The following is an 18,498-nucleotide window of genomic DNA, read 5'->3' as shown; positions in this document are numbered from 1 at the left end:
TGATATTTTATCTCTCAAGTTCATCGGCTCTCCTTTTGTGTGGTATTTTTTAACAAACATATTCTACCAAAAGGAGAGCAATTTTACACCAAATAAATTCAGAAAAATTCACTTATTTTATTACTTTTGCAAGAGCCTCCTTTATTAGAAAATAAACCCCATCCCCACCCTAACCCTCCCCTTGAAGGGGAGGGAATAAACTAAGCACCCTCTCCCTCAGGGAGAGCTGCAATTAAATTCCTTCCAAATCCCTCCCCCCTCTTTTGCGGGGGGAGGCAGGAGGGGGGGATCCGGGTGAGGGTGGGGTTTTCATTGCCCTTTGTGCACCGAAGGCTCAAATGACATTTATTTAATTTTCACCGGTATTCCGCACGTCACCAGATAAACCTCGCCAGCAGCAGCGGCAACTTTCTGATTCATCCAGCCGCCCAGGTCTCTGAACAAACGTGCTGTCTTATTTTCCGGTACAATACCCAGCCCGACCTCATTGGATACGACTATTACCTTGCATGAAACGTCCTTTAACACGGATGTCAGGCGTTCTATCTCTGTCTTAATATGCTCACCCGAAAATACCTCCGGCGGGGTAAGAAAACCCCGCCTATCCATTTCTACGAGGATAGGCGGGACATTCTTGTCCCGCTGATTTTCATGGCCCTTTGTGAACCCTGGTTCATCAAAAAATCTCCATAGCTCACCCTCCCCCTGCCCCCCTCCCGGCAAGGGAGGGGGTATCCATACTGCCCGATCTGATCTCCCCTCCCCTTGCGGGAGGGGATTAAGGGGAGGGGGATTTTCGTTGCCTTTTGGCTGTTGGCCATCTTCCACACGGCCAAGCATATTTGACAACCAGAGTGTGAGGCAGTCCACGATGACAACATCATACAGACTGACAATATCCGCCAACCGCTTACTAAGGGAAAGAGGTTCTTCAATTGTCACCCATTCTAATGAACGTGCCTTTTGATGAAGTAAGATACGCTCCTTCATCTCTTCATCCAATGCCTCTGCTGTTGCAAGGAATCCTTTCCGCCCTGGTATCGTTGAACCAAGATCCAGTGCATAACCGCTCTTGCCTGACCTTGCACCGCCAATGATGAATATTGTGTTGCTCATCCGAAGATCCCTCCATCGGGGTTGGAAAACCCCGCCTATCCATGAATATATTTGGATGACCTCACCTATCCATGAATAAATTGAGGATAGGCGGGACATTCTTGTCCCGCTGATTTTCTTATATAAATTCCTAATAGGTTACCTTAACCCCGCCATAGCCGGAGACGCCTGCTGTGTTGTAGCCCTTTGCCTCTTCATATTCCGTATCAAGCAGGTTCTCTACCCTGCCGAATACCTCTAAGTAACCTGCTATACGATAAGCTCCGGTGAGGTCTACCCTGTTGTACGCTGAAATAGGATTCAGGTTTCCCTGCGAATCAAATCGCCGTCCAACGTGAATAAAGTGTATGCCAATGTTCCTGCCGGAATCACCTATTTTCATATCCGCTGAATATTTGTTCAACGGCCTGCGCATCAGATAACCGCCATTTGCCTTGTCTTCAGTATCATCATAAATATAATTACCTGTAAACTGAAGGAAAGAGAGAGGCGCCCAGTGCATCTCAGACTCTACACCTGATGAAACCGCATGTCCCACATTTTGAGGGTTCCAAAGGCTGTATGGATCCGAAGGGTCTATAGGTGCCCATTGAATAAGGTCTTTAAAGTCATTATGATAATAACTTACAGACAGAGAGAAACTATCAGAGATATTCGTTTCAACACCAGCCTCCAGACTGTTGCTTTTCTCAGGTTTCAGATTTGTATTACCTGCCCCAGGCCAGAACAGGTCGTTCAAAGAAGGTCCCTTGAATCCTGTCCCATATTGAGCATGCCACTTAAGGCTCTCCATCTGCAGCCATGTCAGTCCAAAACGGTAAGTCAGCGCACTTTCGTAGATTGTACTGTCATCCCAACGCACCCCTGCCAGAAGCTGTACAGGTGCACCAAGTCCCAACTGATCCTGCAGGTATACAGCATGATTGGATAATGACTTGTTGAAGTTCCCCTTATTATCTCCGTCTTTGTTTTGCCACTCATAACCGAACGTGAGGCGGTTTCCTTCGCTTGTTTGTATAATGTTCTGCCAGTCTGCGGCGCGTATACCAGTATCTATGGTAGAATTTATCCCATTAGGGTCCGGGTCACTGTTCACCAAATGTTCTGTTGTTATGGAAGCAGAGATGGCCTGCCCCCATCTGGAGCCGGGATGTGACTGGTATCTCAAACCGGCCAGCACCAGACGCCGCTCCTGCTGATACGCAGGGTTGTCGCAATCATAAGGAGTAAATGTTGAATCAAACTTGCACCCGTCCAAATCTGTCTTTCCTGTTACCATGTGACCTGTCAAGTCTATCCTTCCTCTACCTGTTGTCTTCCCAAAACGTGCTGAAACAGAGGTATTCTGATACCCGTCCTTTTCTGACCCGGCTTTGAATGTAGAAAATCCATCTGTGTCCAGATGTGAAGCTGAAAGATTCATGTCATAATTATTTCGTTTAATATCCAATGAGACAGCCTCTTTTTTGGTTCCAAAACTCCCTCCTTCAAGGCTCGCTGAGGCAGAAGATATCTTTGCCTTCTTTGTAAAAATCTGGATAACACCGGCTATTGCATCTGAACCATAAAGGGTGCTTGATGGTCCCCTGATAATCTCAATCCGTTCAATATCATTAACAGTAATGTCTGCAAAATCAAACCCACCTGTTGTCGGGCTGTTGACCCTCATTCCATCTATTAACACAAGGGTATGTTCTGATTTTGCCCCTCGTATAAAAACAGATGTCATCTTTCCGGCTCCTCCCTGGCGGCTGACATCTATGCCCGGTATATCCCGTAGTAGGTCAGAGACGCTTGTGGCATGCTTTTCTTCTATATCCCCCGCTGTTATAACTGTTATTGAGGCAGGGATATCAGATTTCTTGACCTCTGTCTTTGTAGCAGTCACAACAACCTCATCCAGCTTTATATTCTCAGCATGGAGATTGTTAAATATTAATAAGCCTAATGCACAACCCAGCACAACGATCCTTCTTTTCATCCGGTCACTCCTCCTTGTTGTTAGTTAGTGTTTGTCTTGTGTCTTGCTTCTGCCTTCTAACTTCTAACTTCTTCCTTCCATTCACTATTCACCATTCACTATTCACCATTCACTAATCCTCCCTCAGCCTATACGTTATTGGCACTGTAATATCCAGCTCACGCAATTCTGGATTAATATTGCGGAATGGTTTTAAGTTCTTAATAGTCTTTACTGCTGAATCATCCAGTATCTCTGCCCCTGATGTTTTTTGTATAGCAACACTCCCTGTTTTCCCATCCTGGCCTATATGGAAATTTACATAAACAGTACCTTCAATACCATTCAATTTTGCAAGAAATGGATAGTATTTATTTTTTTCTATCTCATTCTTAACCTGTCCTATAAGGCCTTTAAGCTGTTCACTGTAGATACGGCCTTTTTCAGCTTTTATTATTTCATCTCCTTCATCAGAATGTGATTGCCCCCCAGTTGATGAGGCAAACAGGACTCCACCATCATTGCCGGTGTTAATATTAGGTTCATCCGAAAATGACCCCCCCATGCCCCCCCTTGAAAAAAGGGGTGGATTTTCGTTGTCCTTTGTGAGCGCCTCGCTCATGACCGGTTCATCCAAAGATAACCCCATCCCCACCCTGACCCTCCCCTTGAAGGGGAGGGAATTCTGAGATTCCCCCTGCCCCTCTCCCGGAAAGGTAGGGATGCCTTGCTCTGACTTCTTGCTTCTTGCTTCTAACTTCTTACTTCTTACTTCTGCCTTCTTACTTCCGCCTTCCCTCCCCTGAATCTTTCCCCAAATCACCTCCCCAGTAGAGTTTTTCCCGATATTGATAGAAATCTGATACGGCACATACACCAGTGCCCCTGCAATTGTTATGTGAACAATGAATGAAAATATAAACATCAGGGTTAACTTATACTTCATGCGAAAATAACCCCATCCCCACCCTAACCCTCCCCTTGAAGGGGAGGGAATCTTCTCCCCACTTACTACTTGCCTCTTACTTCTAACTTCTTACTTCTACTTACTATTCACTATTCACTATTCACGAACCACTATTCACTGTCTGTAGAGTTACCCTCGGCTCCCCTGAAACCGGATGTTTGTCTACAATAACATTACATCCATAAACTTCTTGAATGTTCTTCGCGGTGATAACCTCAGACGGGGTTCCGACTGCATAAATCTTACCCTGATGTAACAGCATGAGCCTGTGACAGTACATGCTCGCAAGGTTTAAATCATGCGAGGATAGGATTATTGTACTTTTCAAATTAAGCCTTTCAAATAGTTCATATATCTCTATCTGATGCCCGATGTCTAGGGATGCTGTAGGTTCATCCAGTATAAGGACTTCAGGCTCCTGAACCAAGGCCCTTGCAATTATTGCCCGCTGTTTTTCCCCGCCTGATATATCTGTCACAGGTCTTTCTGAAAGACATTCAATATCCATCAACTTCATGGCATCCATTGCCAGTCCTTTATCATGGGAACTTTCAAACAAGCGGCCATTTATATACGGTGTCCTCCCCATCAAGACTATTTCAGCCACGGTGAAGGGGAAGAGAAAATGAGACTCTTGCGGGACAAAGGCAACTCTCTTAGCAAAATCCATCCGGTTGATCATAACAGTATCCTCGCCGTATAAATATTGCCTTCCTTTTTGTGGAATATTGAGGTTGGCCATTATCCTCAACAGTGATGACTTCCCTGAACCATTAGGCCCTATAATCCCAAATATCTCACCTTTCGCCACATGAAGTGAAATATCGTCAAGCACCCACTTCTCTGAATATTTGAAGTACACTCCGGTTAATTCAAAAACATTCATTTGAGAATCACCCCATCCCCACCCTAACCCTCCCCTTGAAGGGGAGGGAATTTTCTTGCTTCTCTTCTGCTTACCATTCACTATTCACCATTCACTGTTGTCACACCAGCCTCTTCTTCCTCATCAGATATATAAAAAAAGGGGCACCAGCCAGGGATGTGATAATGCCTACAGGTATCTCAGCAGGAGAAATAATGCTTCGTGCAACGGCATCTGCTGCTATGAGCAGTATGCCGCCCCCGACAAAGGAGACAGGTATCAAAAGTCTGTAATCAATGCCGATCAGTAACCGGACTGCATGTGGTACCATAATTCCTATAAAGCCGATAGGACCGCACACAGATACCCCTGCGGTTATAAGCAATGCACCTGCAATAAATATCCTCCGCCTGACGGATTCCAGGTTAATGCCGAGTGATTGAGCAGTATCATCATCAAGCGTAAGCACGTTCAACAGTCTTGCGTGGTAAAGGATTATAACCATACCTGCAAGAGATAGAAGAGATATGACAGTTAAAGAGACATAGTCAGGGGAACTCAGATAACCTAGCAGCCAGAAGAATACCCTGAACATCTGATTGGAATTAACAACAGAGGTAAAAAACATAATAATCGCAAATATAACAGCATTGACCATTACCCCCATCATGAGCATTGTCTGAGGCGAAATCTTATTGTTCACACGAGACAGTCTGTACACAATAAACAATGTCAGCAATGCCCCTGTAAAAGCCATGAAGGTTGTTGAGGTAAATCCGTATATATTTATATTTATGTTTGAGAATAGCGATATTATGACCCCCAGTGCTGCACCGCCGGATATTCCAAGTAGATAAGGGTCTGCAAGCGGGTTTTTTAATATGGTCTGAAATATCCCGCCTGTAACAGCGAGAGAACCGCCTACCACTAAGGCAAGGAGTATACGGGGGAGCCTTAGATTAAAAAGTATAGTTAATCCGGTTTCTGAACCTGAATGTCCCCTGATGAACGAGATTAATGAATTCAATGTATCAAGAGGCCGCAGGACTTCTGAACCGAAAAGCATGGCGATAAACACTATCGCAATGGAGGTAACCATTAATAAAGTTGTAATTGATAGCCAGCGTCTTAATGTAAGCATGTGCATTATTTTTACTTATTCCTGTTCACCCGAAAATCTCTTCCGGCGGGGTAAGAAAACCCCGCCTATCCCTATCTACGAGGATAGGCGGGACTTTCTTGTCCCGCTGATTTTCATGGCCCTTTGTGAAACCCCGTTTCATGACGGTTCACCCGAAAATCTCCATAGCTCACCCTCCCCCTAACCCCCTCCCGTCAAGGGAGGGGGGATTATTATAGGCAATCCTTCATATCTCCCCTCCCCTTGCGGGAGGGGATTAAGGGGAGGGGGATTTCATGTAAATATCCCTGTAAAACTCCTCGATGCCTTCTACTATCCTCGGCCCGGGCCTGCTGATAATATCCGGATCAATTGTATATATCCTGTTATTTTTGACTGCTGATATACTGCCCCATCTCATCTTCCATGAATTCCTAATATCAGGGCTGTCATCCGAAACAATAATTACCTCAGGGTCTCTAAGCATAATCTCCTCCATCTCTACCCTCGGATAACGTACAGGTGACTGGGCAAGAATGTTCTCACCACCGGCATATTCGATAATGTCATGAATAAAACTGCCGGGGCCGGCGGATACAATAGGGTCCGTACTCACAAGGTAAAGCACCCTGATCTTGTCATTCCCGAGATTTTTTATCGGGAATCTTTCATTTTCTTTATGTTTGATATTAACCTTCTTTTTTATTGTCTTAATCCTGGTGGAAAGTTCATCAACCTTTTTCTTTGCTGTTTTTACCCTTCCTGTAATCTCACCTATAGAAACTATCTCATGCAATACATCTTCAACTTTATGCGGGTCCAGCACATATACCCGTATATTTATCCTCTCAAGAGTATCCACTATGTCTGAACGATTGCCTTCTGCGGTGGCGAATACAATGTCAGGTTTGAGTGAGATAATCTTTTCTATATCCGGGCTTATGATCCAGCCTATCTTGGTCTTGTGCCTTGCCTCTTCAGGAAAATCACAATAATCAGTTACAGCCGTTACCTTATCCCCTAATCCGAGAAAGAATAAAATCTCTGTAATACTCGGCGCCAGTGAGATAATGCGCTCAGGATTCTTTGGAAGTTCAACCTTTCTGCCGAGGTCGTCAGTAAAGGAGGCGGCGTTGGCAACTGAAGATGACATTAAAAGAGTTATGAGACTTAGTAATACAATTATATATTTATTAACCATGGAAAACCCCATCCCCACCCTAACCCTCCCCTTGAAGGGGAGGGAATCTTTGTTTATTACACCTCCCCTTGAAGGGGAGGGAATAATCTTAGCACCCTCTCCCTCAGGGAGAGGGTCCGGGTGAGGGTGGGTTTTTATTTGTATTTTCTTGCTTCTTGCTTCTTGCTTCTTACTTACTTCCCTAAAAACAAAAAATCCCCAAAGCCGCAATACGGGCCCTGAGGATTTTACCCTTTTTCATCAATCCAGAGGCAATACACCATATCCTCACATTCCGGAGGAACGGTATCTATATGTTTATCAGGCAGGTCTTCTGGCTCCTGGATCATTCTACTTGCCGTACCTTCCCGTGATTTACACCACAGTGGCATTCTTCCGGCTTTCGTCCCCAGATACAGCGGCGGGACCACCCCTGGTTTACACAGGGTTCCCTCTTGGCTCAACCTTGATCTAAAAAGTTAAGCACACCTGATGTGGTTATACTTATAAGATATTTTATTTATCCATGTCAAGTATATTTTTCAAACTACATACTAAACAAGGATAGAAATACCTTCTATAAGGTATTTATTGATCAGGATAGAATCCGATTAAGTTTCCTGAATGTAATGTTAGAAAATTGCATACCGTTAAAAATGAACTGTGATGTCAAAAAAAATCTAATAATTATTAAACAGGACGCTCTGGATATTTATGATGCAACAGCTTTGAAGGAAAAGATTACATCCGTCTCTTCTACGGTAACAAAATCACTTGTGATTGATTTAGGTCATCTCGAAGACATCTCTACACCGGCTATTCAAATCTTAATTTCTGCAAAGAAAAGTATTGAGGATTTAAAATTTATAAATATTAATGAAAGTATTGTTAAAAATCTCATCCTGTTAGGTTCATCTTTGTAAAAGCATAAACAATAAACAGCCTGATATTAATTTGTGATCTGCGATTAGGCAACAGAAAGGTTATCTTAAATTGATAATTAATATTATTCTGTTAACGCTGCCGGTACTTATAATCTCTATGACAGCTTTACAAGGTTGGTGGTTAGCAGGGGGTCTAATCCTTTCCCTTGTTTCCGGATTTGCTACATATTTATTCACAAAGAATAATTCAAGCAATATTCAAAAAACATTAAAAGAAAAATCAAATAATGAGGATAATAAACAATCAGTACAACTCCCTCCTGTTCATGATGCTACGTATTATGGAATCGAGATGACACCTATACTTATTAATAATCTGAAAAATATAACTGATCAGACTGAAAAGGCAGCAATGGAAATAGGCAGTGCTTTCAGGCTAATTATAGCAGAGGCAAAAGAAGGTGCAGAGGAGGCACATGCTGTAGTTAACTATTTCATCGGTACAAATAATAATGCAGGAGATAATGACTTCGGTGAATCTTATGTGCACAGGATAATCAGGATTAATGAAGAGGCCACAGGTAATGTCCTGAATGTCCTTGGTGAGATGTCAAATATGAGTCAGGAGTTTTTATCAGAGCTTCAGACTATCTCAAATAACTTTGAAGGCATCTCAAAGTTTGTAAAAGAAATAGAGTATATAGCAGACCAGACAAATCTCCTTGCACTCAATGCAACCATAGAAGCGGCACGTGCAGGTGACCATGGCCGGGGGTTTGCAGTAGTAGCAGATGAGGTAAGAAAGCTCGCAACTAAATCAACAGAGACATCTACTAATATCAATAAAATTGCACAGACATCAAGGGAGACGATTAACCTCATACATAAAAACATGAAGACGAGTATTAGCAGTAACATTAATAAGATTGAGCCATCGGAAAGGAGTATAAGAGAAGTAACATACAAATTCAAGAAATCCATTACAAATATTTATGATGCTATGGAAACACTTGCAGGTACTTATAACGTAATAACAGATGATATAGAAAAGGCCCTATATGCCCTGCAATTCCAGGACATCACACACCAGGAGATAGAACATGTTATAGAACCTCTTGAGAAGTTAAAAGAAAGATTGTGCACACTCGAAAGCAGTTATGACCGGATACTAAAGAATGAAGAGATAGAAAATGCAGAAGAGATTTCCCTGAATTCCAGGGAAACAACAAAAATTGAAAACAAGAAGGACAACATCAAAAAAGATATGTTTAATGATCTTCAAAAGTTATACACAGTGGCTGAAGAAAGATACGTCCTGGATAGATTAAATCAGAAGGAAGCGATTATGGGAACAGTATCATCAGGCCCTGCTGCTAAAAAAGATAACAGCCTCGGAGATAATGTAGAATTATTTTAATGGAGGGTAAAAATGATATGCAACATAAGGGAAAGTAATGGCAAGGCATTAATTGAAGTTCATGGTGACCTGGACAATGCTCATGCAGCAAATAATTTCAGGGAGACCATGTATGAGGTACTTACCTCAGGGAAAAAAGAGGCAATCATAGACATGAATGCAGTTGAAAGCATCAACAGTCACGGCATAGGAAAACTGCTTTTATTTTATAATAAATTTAAAGACATCGGCGGTGACCTCAGGATAACCTCTACTCACGGAAATATAAAAGAGATATTTGAGACATTGAGGATGGATGTATTGTTTAAGGTTGAAAAAAACTAACAAGACACAGGAGGTAAATTAATGGTAAAAAGTATCCTTGCAGTTGATGACTCAGCAACTATGCGACAGACAATAGCCACAACCCTTGAAAAAGAAGGTTATAACGTATTACTTGCAAATGACGGCAAGGATGCCATTTCAAAATTAAACGGTAACAGGTTCAATCTGATAATCACAGATATAAATATGCCGAATATGGATGGGATCACTCTAATTAAAGAGATCAAAAAACTGGCATCACATAAATTTACGCCAATAATAGTTTTATCAACAGAATCACAGCCTGAGAAGAAGGAAGAAGGGAAAACTGCCGGGGCAACCGGATGGATAATAAAACCATTTAAACCCGAACAGCTTATTGCTGTTGTTAAGAAAGTGTGTCCGTAAATGGAAGATATTGAGAAATTAAAAGAGACGTTTTATTCAGAGGCGGATGACATATTAAGCAATCTGGATGAACTCTTACTACAACTTGAACACAACCCCGGTGATAAAGAGACGCTGGATGCCATCTTCAGGAGTATGCACACACTGAAGGGGACATCCAGTATATTTGAATTCCACTCTATTTCGAAACTGGCTCATGCATGCGAAGACCTTCTTGATCTCATGAGGAAAGAAGATGTTGGTGAGGTAACCTCTGAAAAGATGATTGATACCCTTTTCACAGGTTCTGATCAGATAAAAGAGATTATCACTAATATTCAGACCGGCAGTGAACAGAATGAAGTTAATTATGAAAATACAGTAAACCAGATTCGGGCATTACTGCCTAAAAAAGAACAGATAGATGTAGTACAAAAAAAGACATCTGATGAGGGGATAAACAGGGTATTCATCAGGACATGGAAAAAAGATGAAAGAAGCACTATCATTAACCAAATAAGAGAAGGCAGGCAGGTATATCAGATTTCTATCGCACTTAGTAAATATTGTTTCTATAAAGGTATGGACCCGCTTGTTCTCCTGAAAAACCTGACGTTCGGCGGTGAGGTGCTGTTAGTCAGGTGTTCATCCGAGCATATCCCATCCCTCAAAGAAATTAATCCTTACATGCTCTATCTTGATGATATATGGCTTGTATTTTCTACTAATGGAAACAATGAGTTTTTAAACGATATATTCGAGTTTGCAATTGCAATAGGTGAGATAACAGTACATTTGTTAACAGAAGAAGAATTATCCTTTGTTACTCCAACTGAATCTGGATGCGTCCCTAAAATCGGAGAAATCCTACTTGCAACCGGAGAGATTAGTGAAGAGCAGTTAAATAAGGCATTACGGCTTCAGGAGAGAAAGTTAGGTGAAATATTAGTTGAAGAAGGGATCCTGCCTGAAGATAAATTAAAAACTGCATTAGAGATTCAGCAGCTCCAGAAGATAGGGACAAAAGGGCCTGCTAATGCAATCAAGGTTGACATAGAGAAGGTAGACTGTCTTGTAAATTTAGTAGGTGAACTTGTAATAACTCATACGTTAATAAGCCAGAACTCTTCAACCACACAACTGTCAGGGCAGAGCGTCAGCAAAGACATTGCCCATCTTGGGAAGATAACAAGAGATATACAAGACCAGGTAATGTCAATGCGTATGATGCCGTTGAAACAGACATTCCAGAAAATGATGAGGGTTGTAAGAGATGTTGCAAAAAAAGCAGGGAAAAATGTGGACCTTATAATCTCCGGGGAAGATACGGAATTAGATAAGACCGTTATAGAGGAGATCAGCGACCCGCTTGTACATATATTGAGGAATTCTGTTGACCACGGGATAGAGGCACCTGAAGAGAGAAAGAACAAAGGAAAATCTGAGAAAGGGACTGTTCATCTCAATGCATTCCACAGGGGCGGAAATATTGTCATAGAGATAAGTGATGATGGAAAGGGATTAAACAGGGAAAGGATAATCGAGAAGGCCCTTGAGCGTGGTTTGATAAATGATCCCACGGATGTATCTGAACAACAGATATACCAACTGATATTCTATCCCGGATTCTCAACAGCAGAGAAGGTCACGGACATATCAGGGAGAGGTGTCGGGATGGATGTTGTACGGAAAAATATAGAGAAACTCAGGGGACGCATAGATATACAGAGCAAAGAAAACCAGGGCACAAATATCTCTATAACGCTTCCGCTGACACTCGCTATTATTGACGGAATGGTTGTTCAGACAGGAATAGAAAGATATATCATCCCTACCCTTTCTATTGAAGAATCATTAAGACCTAAAAAGGAAGAGCTCATTACAGTACAGGAACGTGGTGAGCTGTGCAATCTCAGGGGGTCATTGTTACCGATATTGAGGCTTAACAAACTTTACAAGAAAAAAGATGACCATAAAAATCCATGCGATGCACTGCTGGTTGTTGTTGAGAATGACGGGATGCGTGCATGTATCCTGGTGGATGAGCTGATAGGTCAGCAGCAGGTCGTCATAAAGACACTTGGTGATACATTCAAGGATGTTAAAGGTATTGCAGGAGGTGCCATTCTTGGAGATGGCAAGGTTGGACTCATATTGGATGTACGGGGGCTAATAGAAGCTTCTTTATATGCAAAACAATAATAACTAAGAGGAGGGTAAGAAGATGCAGATGACAGTAGGAAAAAAAACTCATATTAGGCTTTGGGACCCTTGTACTCCTGATGGCCATCATAGGGACCATAACAACTGTTACGGTATCAAAGACACGGAAATCCACTGAGAAGACACTGGACTTACGTTACCCATCAATATACAACTCAACCGTTTTGATGGGGAATCTGGAAGCATCATTGGCCGGTTTAAGAGGCTATATCTTAACAGGAAATACACAATTTAAAGAAGACAGGGCAAATGCTGTGAAAGAAATGACAGACCGTATAAAAAAGATTGAGCCACTGTCTCAGCAATGGACAGTCCATGCGAATAAAGACAGGTTCAGCAAGGTAAAAGACCTGACAGAAGATTTTTTTACAATTCAGAAAGAAGTAGAGACTATTGCACATACAGATGCCGGAAACAGGCTTGTTGAGAATAATGGGAAGAATATGAAGTATGATGTATTTCTATTAGCAACCAAGGCCGCGCCGCTTGCAAAGCAAATACGTGAAAACATCAATGGCATTATTGAGAGCCAGCAGGCACTTATGGAGCAGGAAAAAAATAACACAATCGTCCTGTCAAATAAAACTCAATTTTATTCAATCCTGTTTTCAATAATCGGCGTAATTGTCGGTAGTTTAACCGCCTTCCTGTTATATAAGAATATCCGGGGACTGCTTTCAACCACTGTTAATAACCTTACGGATACTGCTAATCAGATGTCATCTGCATCTTCTCAGGTCTCTTCATCCAGTCAGTCGGTTGCCCAGGGTGCTACTGAACAGGCATCATCACTGCAGGAGTCATCAGCAACACTTGAGGAATTGGCCTCTATGTCCAGGCAGAATGCGAACAATGCAAAACAGGCAAACCAGATAGCACAGGAAACAAGAAGCTCTGCAAATGAAGGGGCAAAGTCAATGACAGAATTAGAAGGGGCAATGTCTGCAATTAATGATAGTTCAGACAAGATTTCAAAGATAATAAAGGTTATTGAAGAGATCGCATTCCAGACCAACCTGCTTGCTTTGAATGCCGCAGTTGAGGCAGCAAGGGCCGGTGAACATGGAAAAGGGTTTGCCGTGGTTGCTGAAGAGGTCAGGAACCTTGCCCAGCGAAGCGCGTCTGCAGCAAAAGATACTGCATCTCTGATTGAAGAAAGCGTTGATAAGATTCAGAACGGGACAGAGATTACAAAGAAGGTAAGCGACTCACTCAATAATATAGTAACAAATGTAAAGAGGGTTACTGACCTCGTTGCAGAGATTGCAGCAGCGAGCCAGGAACAGGCTGAAGGTGTCAATCAGATGAATACTGCCGTCAATCAGATGGATCAGGTTACACAGCAGAATGCAAGTTCAGCAGAAGAGTCTGCTGCTGCAAGCGAGGAATTGTCAGCACAGGCAGAGAGCCTCACAAAGATAGTGGACGACCTTTCTCAATTAGTTGGTGTGTCAGAAGGTGGGGCAACCCATAAAGTTACCTCTAAATTTAGTGGATTTACCCAATCATTTACAAAGAAAAATCAGCATGGAAAACATGCCTTTGCAGGCACATCTTCACGCAGTGAACATGCTCATCATAAATCTGCATATAAGGCATCATATGATAACACTCAATCAGACACTATACCAATGGATGATGAATCCTTTAAGGGTTTTTAATAAGGGGGGATAATATATGGACACTGCATTAGAAAAGACAAACAGCTCAGATGTCTCTGCCCTTGAAGAAAAGTATCTGACATTTGTATTAAATCATGAGGAGTATGGATTGGAGATACTGAGGGTTCGGGAGATAATAGGACTCATGGAAATAACGCCGGTCCCGCAGGTCCCTCAATTTATAAAGGGTATTATTAACCTGAGGGGAAAGGTTATTCCTGTAGTTGATTTAAGGCTTAAATTCGGGATGCCTGAGGCAGGGTATACAAAAGAGACCTGTACTATAGTTGTTGACATTGAGAATAGCTTAATGGGAATTGTTGTTGACACAGTCTCAGAGGTACTTGATATTAATGCTAAGGATATAGAACCAGCCCCTTCCCTTGGAAGCACAATTAAGACAGACTTTATTCTCGGAATGGGGAAGGTAAAAGGAAAGGTAAAAATTCTCATTAATATTGATAGGGTGCTGACGCTTGATGAGCTGGCGGTGGTGAATTCGTAACCTCACACTCACCCGGACATCTCCACTCAAGGGAGAGGATACATAGTTTTATCCCCCCTCCCAGAATTAAAATGACGGGAGGGGGTTAGGAGGAGGCAGGAGTAGCAGCCACCGTTCTACATCACGCCTATGTCATTGAAGAACTGGGAATACTTCTTATCAGTACCTATTATATGGCCATTAACCCAGTCCATCAAAAAAATCATCAGTTCTATAGAAACTGTTATTCTTCCTGCGTCATATTTCTTTTTACACTCTCTTAATTTTATTATGAAGTTGTCGTGCTCTATTTTGTGAAGGTCATAATCCTGATACCCATGTAACATCATCAGCCTTTCCTCTTCCCTGAAATGATATACCGTGTAATCACTCAGGGAATTCAGGGTTTTGCAGAGCATATCATGTGGTTTGCCTGTGCACATAAAATTGTGGAGCTCGCTTACCAAGAATATGAGCCTTCTGTGCTGGCTATTTAATATTTTAACATTAACATTTAACTTATCATTCCATTGTAGTGCCATATTCATTTTCCTTTTATTACCTGCATGTTTGCATTATTATTGATCATACACCATGGAAACCCACAGAAAAAATATCATGAATAAAGTGACCCTTCACAGTCTCAGTGATATTATTAAATACGCACTAACGCATGGCCTGATACAGCTATAAGCCTGCAGCTTCAATCCATTGTAACATCATGAATATCCCTGCAAATACGGCATTGTTCATCGTTTACAGTATAAACAGACCCTGATGAAATAATTTTCTGCAAATAAATATGATCAACAGCCTGTGCAACACGATGCAGCAATATATGAGGCGTAAAAGGTTTGTTGATGTAGTCATAGGCACCCATACTAAGTGCCCTGGTCAACAAATCTATCTCCCTGTAGGTTGTAACAACAATCACAGCAGTGCAGATATATCGCTGACGTATATAGTCTAAAATCTCCAAACCCTGACGATCATTAATTATTAGTTCTGTGATAACAACAGGGAAGTATTCTGTGCCGAGTATATGTATAGCTTCTGAGGCAGAAGAAACAGCCATTACCTCATAGCCATTTATAGAGAACAGCTCTTGAATATATTCTCTTACAAATTGATTGTCCTCTGCCACAAGAACTTTTTTTTTGAATGATCTTCCCTTTCTCATTACTTTTGTCATAGGGCTCCTTTTACGCCATTAATATTATCTCCCATTTACCATCAAATTTTAATTTCTCATTTCGGTAACTGAGATATGGATGAACATACCATCTTCATGGTATTTCAGTACAATATTCCATTAATGGGCTGTTCTTCAGACAATGGACCATGACATCAGACATTAGATTTAGGAATGAAGATAACACCACCAGTGCCTGAATTGAATTTAAAAGGATAGAAATACCTTCTATAAGGTATTTATTGATCAGGATAGAATCCGATTAAGTTTCCTGAATGTTTAGATAATAAAGGAGATGACTATGCTCAATAATCTATTTAAGAATGTAAGCGTCCGCTTGTTGCTTAATGGTACTGTAATCGGCTTTTCCCTTCTTTGTGTTTGCCTTATGACCTTATTGGGATGGAATGCATATCATAAGCGGGAGGTAGCACAGAGGCTTTCAGTCATGAATGATATGGCTGATAAGATTATTGTAGCGGCATCCAAAGAAGCGCTGGAACGCGGGATGACTTCTGCGGCACTTTCCGCTTCAGGGGCCGCTGACTCAAGTATCCTGAGTAAAGTCAATGACCTGCGCGTTGAAGGAGATGAAAATCTGAAACGTGCATTGTTGCCGGCAAAGGAGATAGCAGAGAAAGAACCGGACTCCAGTTTTGCCTATGCTTATAATCAGACATTGCATGCGTATGATAATATGGTTAATACGCGGAAGCGAGTGGACACAAGCATTCGGGGCAATAATCGGGATATTCAGGTTGCAGACTGGTTTACAGCTATGACGAGTGTCATCCAAAGTGCGGCAAGGCTTCGTCAGACTGCATTTGCTTCTTCTGAGCCGCTTCAACAGATCACACAGGATAACATGGTCTTGAAACATGCAGTATGGTTAATATCAGAAAACATGGGTAGAGAACGTGCCATGTATGCCTCTGCGATTGCTGCAGGGCAGCCTGTTGCGTCAAAGGTGATGGAAAATTTAAAAGAGTTTCGTGCTGTAGTTGAACTTGGTAAAAAAGAGATACTGCCGTTGAAGGAATATAAGGATGTGGATCCCCGTATTAAACGGGCCATAGAAGAGATGGAAAAGGGTTTAATGATTTTTGATAATGGAATATATAGTGATGTTCACAAAGCTGCTGCTGACGGTAAATATAATGTCAATCAACAGGAATGGATTACAAAATCTACAGAGGCCATTGATAGTGTCCTCGCCGTATCGGCTGCAGTGACAGTGTCAAGTAGTGAAAAGGCCAGGCAGGTTACCGGTCAGAGTGCCAGGGGAATGATTCTTACGATTATCCTGATTGGTGTTGTAATCGCATTAGTAATGTTTGTTTTGATACTGGTTAATGAGAAGACACGCAGGATTGATCACCTTCGCAACTCAATGAGCCAGTTAGCAGGCGGGGCAGGTGACCTGACATTCCGGCTTGACACCAGTTCTCATGATGAAATAGGTTTAACATCAGTGGCATTCAACCAATTTATGGATCAGTTGCAGGTCATTATTCAGCAGGTCAAACAGGCGACAGAAAAGGTATCCTCTTCCGCGGTTGAACTTTCGGCAATGTCGGAGCAGATGTCTAGCGGTTCTTCAGACCAGACCCAGCAGACTTTTCAGGTAGCCACTGCTATAGAAGAGATGAGTTCCTCTGTAAGCGAGGTTGCTAAGAACGCCTCTAACGTAGCCGGTTTTTCCAAGAGTGCACAGGAAACGGCTGAAATGGGTGGAAAGGTTGTAGAAGATGCCATCAGAGGAATGGAAAAGATCGCAATGTCTGTAAAGGATGCCGCAGGGGTAATAGAGGCGTTAGGTACAAGTTCAAAACAGATTGGTGAGATTGTATCGGTGATTGATAATATTGCAGATCAGACAAACCTTTTGGCCTTAAACGCTGCAATTGAGGCAGCACGCGCAAGTGAACAAGGCAGGGGGTTTGCAGTCGTTGCCGATGAGGTACGTAAATTGGCAGAACGGACGACAAAGGCAACAACCGAGATCGGTAACATGATTGGCACGATTCAGCAGGATATTAGCAAGGCAGTTATCACTATGCAGGAAGGCAGCGGTGAGGTGGAAAGCGGCGTAAAGCTTGCCAATGAGGCCGGTCAGGCATTATGTCAGATTGTAGAAGGCTCTCAAAAGGTCATGGACATGGTCATGCAGATTGCAGCGGCCTCAGAAGAGCAAAGTGCCGTTTCTTCTGAGATTGCTAATAATATAGAGAGGATATCCAATCTGTGTAAGGATAATAATACTGCTGCATCCCATACCGCTCAGTCTTCAGATGGATTGCGTAACCTTGCTTTGAGTCTGCACCAGACAGTCAACCGATTCAAGGTGTAGGGAGCATCAAAATCCCCCTCTTTAAGATAAGAGGGGGATAAGGGGGAGTTATGAAATGCATAGAAGAACAATGCATCCATCTTAATTTAAGGGGGGGAACCTTCAGCGTTAAGAAGGATTTTCGGATGAACCCTCATGAGCGAGGCGCTCACAAAGGGCCATGAAAATCAGCGGGACAAGAAAGTCCCGCCTATCCTCGTAGATAGGGATAGGCGGGGTTTTCTTACCCCGCCGGAGAGATTTTCGGGTGAACTGTCATGAAACGGAGGTTTCACAAAGGAGGATGAAAACCACCCCCCCAAGCCCCCCCTTGTTAAGGGGGGGAAAGTTCCTTTGGTGCTCAATGGCCAACGGCAATCCCCCCCTTTGTTCAAGGGGGGGCATGGGGG

General features: G+C 42.4%; 16 protein-coding genes and 1 riboswitch. Of the genes, 8 read left to right on the top strand and 8 right to left on the bottom strand.

From position 1 onward, the window contains the following. Window positions 1-345 precede the first annotated feature (345 nt). From HZA08_09065 to HZA08_09040, 6 genes are all read right to left on the bottom strand, one after another. The gene (locus HZA08_09065) at window positions 346-1,116 is read right to left on the bottom strand and encodes a bifunctional adenosylcobinamide kinase/adenosylcobinamide-phosphate guanylyltransferase (GenBank protein ID MBI5193574.1); all 771 of its coding nucleotides are present in this window, start codon (window positions 1,114-1,116) and stop codon (window positions 346-348) included. 130 nt (window positions 1,117-1,246) lie between these two features. Next, window positions 1,247-3,097, bottom strand: a complete 1,851-nt coding sequence (locus HZA08_09060) for a TonB-dependent receptor (GenBank protein MBI5193573.1) — start codon at window positions 3,095-3,097, stop codon at window positions 1,247-1,249. Between the two features lie 112 nt (window positions 3,098-3,209). Continuing rightward, window positions 3,210-4,022 (bottom strand): energy transducer TonB, encoded by an 813-nt coding sequence (locus HZA08_09055; protein ID MBI5193572.1) that lies wholly within the window; start codon window positions 4,020-4,022, stop codon window positions 3,210-3,212. 121 nt (window positions 4,023-4,143) lie between these two features. After that, window positions 4,144-4,929: an ABC transporter ATP-binding protein gene (locus HZA08_09050; protein ID MBI5193571.1), complete on the bottom strand. Its 786-nt coding sequence runs from the start codon at window positions 4,927-4,929 to the stop codon at window positions 4,144-4,146. Window positions 4,930-5,029: 100 nt separating this feature from the next. Then, entirely contained in the window at window positions 5,030-6,049 is a 1,020-nt protein-coding gene (locus HZA08_09045) for an iron ABC transporter permease (GenBank protein ID MBI5193570.1), read from the bottom strand. A 256-nt stretch (window positions 6,050-6,305) separates the two neighbouring features. After that, window positions 6,306-7,241, bottom strand: coding sequence for a cobalamin-binding protein (locus tag HZA08_09040; protein MBI5193569.1), 936 nt, complete (start codon window positions 7,239-7,241; stop codon window positions 6,306-6,308). 273 nt (window positions 7,242-7,514) lie between these two features. Beyond that, a riboswitch (cobalamin riboswitch) is annotated at window positions 7,515-7,716 on the bottom strand. Between HZA08_09040 and HZA08_09035 the strand changes: the two genes are divergently transcribed. From HZA08_09035 to HZA08_09005, 7 genes are all read left to right on the top strand, one after another. After that, the gene (locus HZA08_09035; GenBank protein ID MBI5193568.1) at window positions 7,703-8,131 is read left to right on the top strand and encodes an STAS domain-containing protein; all 429 of its coding nucleotides are present in this window, start codon (window positions 7,703-7,705) and stop codon (window positions 8,129-8,131) included. (Overlaps the previous riboswitch by 14 nt.) Window positions 8,132-8,201: 70 nt before the next feature. Beyond that, window positions 8,202-9,509, top strand: coding sequence for a hypothetical protein (locus tag HZA08_09030; GenBank protein ID MBI5193567.1), 1,308 nt, complete (start codon window positions 8,202-8,204; stop codon window positions 9,507-9,509). A 12-nt stretch (window positions 9,510-9,521) separates the two neighbouring features. Beyond that, on the top strand, window positions 9,522-9,833 hold the full coding sequence (locus HZA08_09025) for an STAS domain-containing protein (protein MBI5193566.1): 312 nt from the start codon (window positions 9,522-9,524) through the stop codon (window positions 9,831-9,833). 21 nt (window positions 9,834-9,854) lie between these two features. Continuing rightward, entirely contained in the window at window positions 9,855-10,220 is a 366-nt protein-coding gene (locus HZA08_09020; protein MBI5193565.1) for a response regulator, read from the top strand. Beyond that, entirely contained in the window at window positions 10,221-12,401 is a 2,181-nt protein-coding gene (locus HZA08_09015) for a chemotaxis protein CheA (GenBank protein MBI5193564.1), read from the top strand. Between the two features lie 80 nt (window positions 12,402-12,481). Continuing rightward, window positions 12,482-14,083, top strand: a complete 1,602-nt coding sequence (locus HZA08_09010) for a chemotaxis protein (protein MBI5193563.1) — start codon at window positions 12,482-12,484, stop codon at window positions 14,081-14,083. A gap of 16 nt (window positions 14,084-14,099) precedes the next feature. Then, window positions 14,100-14,588: a chemotaxis protein CheW gene (locus HZA08_09005; GenBank protein ID MBI5193562.1), complete on the top strand. Its 489-nt coding sequence runs from the start codon at window positions 14,100-14,102 to the stop codon at window positions 14,586-14,588. A gap of 116 nt (window positions 14,589-14,704) precedes the next feature. Here HZA08_09005 and HZA08_09000 read toward each other — a convergent pair whose 3' ends face one another. Then, entirely contained in the window at window positions 14,705-15,115 is a 411-nt protein-coding gene (locus HZA08_09000) for a hemerythrin family protein (protein MBI5193561.1), read from the bottom strand. 155 nt (window positions 15,116-15,270) lie between these two features. After that, entirely contained in the window at window positions 15,271-15,759 is a 489-nt protein-coding gene (locus HZA08_08995) for a response regulator (protein ID MBI5193560.1), read from the bottom strand. A gap of 301 nt (window positions 15,760-16,060) precedes the next feature. Between HZA08_08995 and HZA08_08990 the strand changes: the two genes are divergently transcribed. Further along, window positions 16,061-18,109: a methyl-accepting chemotaxis protein gene (locus HZA08_08990; GenBank protein MBI5193559.1), complete on the top strand. Its 2,049-nt coding sequence runs from the start codon at window positions 16,061-16,063 to the stop codon at window positions 18,107-18,109. Window positions 18,110-18,498 lie beyond the last annotated feature (389 nt).

It is taken from the genome of Nitrospirota bacterium (assembly GCA_016212215.1).
GTDB lineage: Bacteria > Nitrospirota > 9FT-COMBO-42-15 > HDB-SIOI813 > HDB-SIOI813 > JACRGV01.
Note: the sequence above shows the minus strand (reverse complement) of the source record. Positions and strands in the feature narration are given on the sequence as shown.

Excerpts from the sequence above, each read along its gene's own strand:
- HZA08_09040 (MBI5193569.1), bottom strand. The coding sequence starts at position 7,241 with ATGGGGTTTTCCATGGTTAATAAATATATAATTGTATTACTAAGTCTC.
- HZA08_09010 (MBI5193563.1), top strand. The coding sequence starts at position 12,482 with ATGGCCATCATAGGGACCATAACAACTGTTACGGTATCAAAGACACGG.
- HZA08_09015 (MBI5193564.1), top strand. The coding sequence starts at position 10,221 with ATGGAAGATATTGAGAAATTAAAAGAGACGTTTTATTCAGAGGCGGAT.
- HZA08_09000 (MBI5193561.1), bottom strand. The coding sequence starts at position 15,115 with ATGAATATGGCACTACAATGGAATGATAAGTTAAATGTTAATGTTAAA.
- HZA08_09050 (MBI5193571.1), bottom strand. The coding sequence starts at position 4,929 with ATGAATGTTTTTGAATTAACCGGAGTGTACTTCAAATATTCAGAGAAG.
- HZA08_08995 (MBI5193560.1), bottom strand. The coding sequence starts at position 15,759 with ATGACAAAAGTAATGAGAAAGGGAAGATCATTCAAAAAAAAAGTTCTT.
- HZA08_08990 (MBI5193559.1), top strand. The coding sequence starts at position 16,061 with ATGCTCAATAATCTATTTAAGAATGTAAGCGTCCGCTTGTTGCTTAAT.
- HZA08_09005 (MBI5193562.1), top strand. The coding sequence starts at position 14,100 with ATGGACACTGCATTAGAAAAGACAAACAGCTCAGATGTCTCTGCCCTT.
- HZA08_09060 (MBI5193573.1), bottom strand. The coding sequence starts at position 3,097 with ATGAAAAGAAGGATCGTTGTGCTGGGTTGTGCATTAGGCTTATTAATA.
- HZA08_09025 (MBI5193566.1), top strand. The coding sequence starts at position 9,522 with ATGATATGCAACATAAGGGAAAGTAATGGCAAGGCATTAATTGAAGTT.
- HZA08_09045 (MBI5193570.1), bottom strand. The coding sequence starts at position 6,049 with ATGCTTACATTAAGACGCTGGCTATCAATTACAACTTTATTAATGGTT.
- HZA08_09055 (MBI5193572.1), bottom strand. The coding sequence starts at position 4,022 with ATGAAGTATAAGTTAACCCTGATGTTTATATTTTCATTCATTGTTCAC.
- HZA08_09020 (MBI5193565.1), top strand. The coding sequence starts at position 9,855 with ATGGTAAAAAGTATCCTTGCAGTTGATGACTCAGCAACTATGCGACAG.
- HZA08_09065 (MBI5193574.1), bottom strand. The coding sequence starts at position 1,116 with ATGAGCAACACAATATTCATCATTGGCGGTGCAAGGTCAGGCAAGAGC.